The sequence below is a fragment of the Streptomyces sp. YS-3 genome (assembly GCF_045257485.1).
Lineage (GTDB): Bacteria > Actinomycetota > Actinomycetes > Streptomycetales > Streptomycetaceae > Streptomyces.
Map to the genome: position 1 here is coordinate 1 of NZ_JBJHPC010000588.1, position 4,374 is coordinate 4,374.

Annotated in this window: 4 protein-coding genes; 2 read left to right on the top strand and 2 right to left on the bottom strand. The window is 75.0% G+C overall.

What is annotated here, in order from left to right:
- Both ACJA3G_RS31285 and ACJA3G_RS31290 read left to right on the top strand, forming a co-directional pair.
- On the top strand, window positions 1–1,252 hold a 1,252-nt coding region (locus ACJA3G_RS31285), incomplete at its 5' end, for an SUKH-4 family immunity protein (protein ID WP_406556411.1).
- 259 nt (window positions 1,253–1,511) lie between these two features.
- Window positions 1,512–2,414 (top strand): cellulose-binding protein, encoded by a 903-nt coding sequence (locus ACJA3G_RS31290; RefSeq protein WP_406556412.1) that lies wholly within the window; start codon window positions 1,512–1,514, stop codon window positions 2,412–2,414.
- Between the two features lie 51 nt (window positions 2,415–2,465).
- Here ACJA3G_RS31290 and ACJA3G_RS31295 read toward each other — a convergent pair whose 3' ends face one another.
- Window positions 2,466–4,064 (bottom strand): cation acetate symporter, encoded by a 1,599-nt coding sequence (locus ACJA3G_RS31295; RefSeq protein ID WP_406556413.1) that lies wholly within the window; start codon window positions 4,062–4,064, stop codon window positions 2,466–2,468.
- On the bottom strand, window positions 4,061–4,374 hold a 314-nt coding region (locus ACJA3G_RS31300; RefSeq protein WP_406556414.1), incomplete at its 5' end, for a DUF485 domain-containing protein. The genes ACJA3G_RS31295 and ACJA3G_RS31300, both read right to left, overlap by 4 nt.

The following is a 4,374-nucleotide window of genomic DNA, read 5'->3' on the forward strand; positions in this document are numbered from 1 at the left end:
GGTGCCCGGCGCGCCGCAGCCCCCCGGCGCCCCCGGGGTGCCCGGGGCCGGCGGCGGCGCGCACCACGCCGCGACCATGTTCGCCGACCCCGGACACCTGGGGGCCGGTGGGCGGCCCGGCGCGCCCCAGCCTCCCGGGCCGCCCGGGGCGCCCGCCGGGCCCGGTGGCGTCCACCACGCCGCGACCATGCTCGCCGGGCCCGCGCAGATGGGGCCCGGGGCGCCGCAGCCCCCGCAGCCCCCCGCGTACGGCTACCCGCAGCAGCCCACCGGGGTGCCGACCGTGGGGCCGGGATACCAGGCCGTGCTGCGCTACCGCGCCGCCGACGGCTCCGAGCAGCAGCTCATCCGGCGCTCGGCGCCCGGCATCCCGCACCCCGAGTGGCAGATCTTCCACGAGCTGCGCCAGATGAACGTGCCGCCGGACCATGTCCTGGAGCTGCACACCGAGCTGGCGTCGTGCGAGCTGCCCGGCGGGTACTGCGCGCGGATGATCCGGGAGACCTGGCCGCAGGTGCGGATCACCTCCGTCGCCCCGTACGGCACGGACCACGCCTCGCGCCGCCAGGGCGTCCAGCATCTGCTCACCCACCAGGGCGAGCTGGCGCAGGTCGCGGACGGTCCGGCCCGGCCGCAGCCGGTGCGCGCGCCGCTGCCGCAGGTGCAGCCCGCGCCGCCGCTGCCTCCGGAGGGCGTGGCGCACGAGCTGGCCGGTGCCTTCGGCCCGCAGGGCGTGTTCCGCTTCGACCAGCGGGCGGTGTCCCGCCAGGGCGTGCCCGAGGCGGTCGCGGTGACGCTGGTGTGGGCGGGGCTGCCGGTGGACTTCGGTCCGTTCTTCTGGGCGCAGGCCGTGCCCGGCCAGCCGGTCCCCACGCTCGCCGAGCTCGCCGCCCAGCGGCAGGTGCAGGCGGCCCCGGACGCGGGCTCGTACCTGGTCATGGGCTCCGACTTCGGCCGGGCGATCTGTGTCCAGTACGGCACCGCCAACATCGTCGCGGTGCCGGTGGAGGCGGGCCCCGGGGGCCAGTCCGTGCCGCCGCAGTTCGTGAACTCGGGGCTGCCCGAGTTCGTCCGGTGCATGGCGCTGCTCGGCCGGATGTGGCGGCTGCGCTACGGGCTCAACCCCGAGCAGGCGGGCCGCTGGACGGTCGACTTCCAGGCGCAGCTCGCCGCCCTGGACCCGGCGGCGCTGGCCTCGCCGGAGAGCTGGTGGTCGGTGCTGCTGGAGCAGTTCTGGGACGGGCTGCTCTGAGTCGGCGGCGGGAAGCGTACGTATACGTACGTAGGTAAGTGCGTTGATATGACGAGGCGTTCGCCGCACCGCGCGGCGGGCGCCTCGTCGCCTTTCCGGCGGCCGTTCCTCTACGGCTTCCGGTTCTGACGGCAATTGACGCATCCTTGGCCGTTACGGATGGGCGGAGTGTCGCGTTATGACCACTTCGCTGTGATCCAGCAGGATGTGGCCGGATCGCGTCGTGTTCGGAGAGGTCGAAGAAGTCGGAGGACGTCACATGAGTGCAGCGCCCGAACCACCGCAGCCGCCCCGGGGTTTCGCCGTCGTACGGGGCGGCCGGGGCTACCGGACCGACCAAGTGGACCGACAGCTGGGCGTTCTCGGCGAGGAGCGCGACGCCGCCTGGGAGCGCGCGGCACGGCTCACCGTCCTCGCCAAGCGCATGGAGGCGGAGGCCGCCGCCCTGCGCGACCGGGTCGCGGCGCTGGGCCCGCAGTCGTACGAGTCGCTCGGCGGCCGGGCCCAGGAGCTGTACGCCCTGGCGGTCGACGAGGCCGACGCCGTACGGGCGGCGGCCCAGGAGGAGGAGGCGGCCGTGCGCGACGCGGCCGACTCGGCCGGGCGCCGGGCCCGCGAGCTCGCCCGCGACCACGCGGAATCCGTCCGCGCGGAGGCCGAGGAGCGGGCCCGGCGCCTGCTGCTCACCGCCCGGACGAGCGCCGAGGAGCACCGGCAGCAGGCCCGTGCCGAGGCGGAGGAGTGGCGCGCCGAGGCGGCGGACGCGCTGCGCGAGGTGCGCGAGCGGACCGGGGCCGCCCGGGCCGAGCAGGAGCGCGAGCACACCGAGCGCTTCGAGGCCCTGGACCGCGAGACGGCCGCGCGGCAGGCCGAGCTGGACGCCCGGCAGGCCGAGCTGACCGCCCGGGCCGAAGCCGCCCTCGCCGAGGCGGAGCGGGCCCTCGCCGAGGAGCGGGAGGCGGCCCGGCACGGTCAGGAGGACGCCGAGGCGCGCGGCGCGGAGCTGGTCGCGGCGGCCCGGGTGCGGGCCGAGCGCATCGGGCGCGAGACCGAGCGGGTGCTGCGGGAGCACGCCCAGGCCCGGGAGGAGGCCGTCGCGCACATGGCGCACGTACGCAGCAGTCTGGCGGGTCTGACGGGACGTGCCCCGGCGGAGGGCTGAGCCGCCGGGGCCGGAGAGCGGCGCGCGCGGCCCGGCCCCCGGGGTGCGGGGTCAGCGTCTCGCGCCCGCCAGGATCCAGCCCTCCACCGCCTCGTACCGCTGCCGCTGGGCGTAGACGTCGCGGCGGCTGAGCACCGTGCCCAGCCAGCCGACCGCGAAGCCGAACGGGATGGAGACGATGCCGGTCGTGGTGAACGGGAACCAGTTGAAGTCATGGGTGGGGAAGACGGACTGGGGCGAGCCCGACACCAGCTTCGTGCCCGTCATCACCACCACCGTGAAGAGCGTGCCGCCGATCAGGGTACACAGCAGCCCGGCCCGGGTGTAGCGGCGCCAGAAGAGACTGAGGATCAGGGCCGGGGCCAGCGCGGACGCGCCCAGGCAGAACGAGAGGGTGACCAGCGGCTGGAGGTTGTGGTTCTGGGCCGCCGTCGCCAGCGCGATCGCCGGGACGCCGACGGCGAGCGCGGCCACCCGCGCCGTGTTCGTCTCGGTGGCGTCGCGTACTCCGGTCCGGCCGCGTACCGCGTGGGCGACCAGGTCGTGGGCGAGCGAGTTGGCGCACGCCAGGGTCATCCCGGAGATGGAGGCCAGCAGCGTCATGAAGATCGCGGTGGCGACCGCCGTGAAGAGCAGGGTGCCGGCGGTCGAGGCGTGCGGGCCGACGAGCGCCTGGCTGGTCAGCAGGATGGACGTCCTGCCCTGCGGGTCCGCCGCCGTCAGGGCGCGCCGGCCGACGACGGCCGCCGCGCCGAAGCCGATCACGATGAGCGCGAAGCAGATCACCACGACGGCCGAGACCGCCCAGGAGAGCGAGCGCCGCACCGCGCGGGCGCTGCGGGCGCTGTACATCCGCATGGTGATGTGCGGCAGACAGGCCGCGCCGATCACCACCGTCAGCTGCGAGCTGACCATGTCCAGCGCGTCGCCGCCGAACTGCAGCCCGGAGGAGAGGTACGCCGGGCCCGCGCCGCTGCCCCGCGCCGCCTCGCCGAGCAGCCGCCCGGGGCTCCAGCCGTACCGGTTCAGGACCAGGGCGGCGACGGTCAGCGAGGAGAGGGCGAGGACGACGGTCTTGACCGCCTGGATGAACGCGGTGCCCTTCATACCGCCGATCGCCGCGTAACCGATCATCAGCAGCCCGAGCATCACGACGCAGCCGGTCTTGAACCGCGCGGTGTCGAAGCCCAGGACGAACGCGATGAGGTCACCCGCGCCGGCCAGCTGGACCACCATCAGCGGCAGCAGCGCGGCGAGCGTGACCAGGCACGCGGTGACCCGGACGGCGGGCCCGGGCGCCCGCCGCGCGAACGCGTCGCCCATGGTGAACTTGCCCGCGTTGCGCAGCGGTTCGGCCAGCAGGAACATCAGCAGCACCAGCGAAAGAGCCGTGCTCAGGGTGAGGACGAGACCGTCGTAGCCGGTCAGGGCGATGACCCCGACGGTGCTGAGCACGGTGGCCGCCGAGACGTAGTCCCCGGCTATGGCCAGGCCGTTGCGCAGCGGGGAGAGCGAGCGGTAGCCGGTGTAGAACTCGCCGAGGTCGTCGCGGTCGGGCGCGGTCATCACGCACAGGAGCAGGGTCACGGTGATCACCGTGATGAACGCGACCAGGGACATCGCCCGGGCGTCGGAGGCGAATCCGGTCATCGGGGGTCTCCGTCCGTGTACCGGCGGGCGTGTGCGGGCCGTTGCGCGGCCCGGTGGCGCAGCGCGGCGGCGAGCGGGTCGACGGTCCGCTGGGCGGTCCACTCGTACACGGCGGTCGCGGCCAGCGTCACGGGCAACTGGCAGATCCCGAGCAGCAGTCCGGCGGTGAGCCCACCGGACACGTGCCGGGAGAGGAGGCCCGGGGCGTACCCGGAGAGGAGGAGGAAGAGGACGAAGTACCCGAGGGCGGTGAGCGTGGAGACGCGTCGCAACAGACGGTAAGCGGTGCGGAGTTGGGGGAGGCCGGGGG

Coding starts and splice junctions, on each gene's coding strand:
- ACJA3G_RS31290 (WP_406556412.1), top strand. CDS start 1,512: ATGAGTGCAGCGCCCGAACCACCGCAGCCGCCCCGGGGTTTCGCCGTC.
- ACJA3G_RS31295 (WP_406556413.1), bottom strand. CDS start 4,064: ATGACCGGATTCGCCTCCGACGCCCGGGCGATGTCCCTGGTCGCGTTC.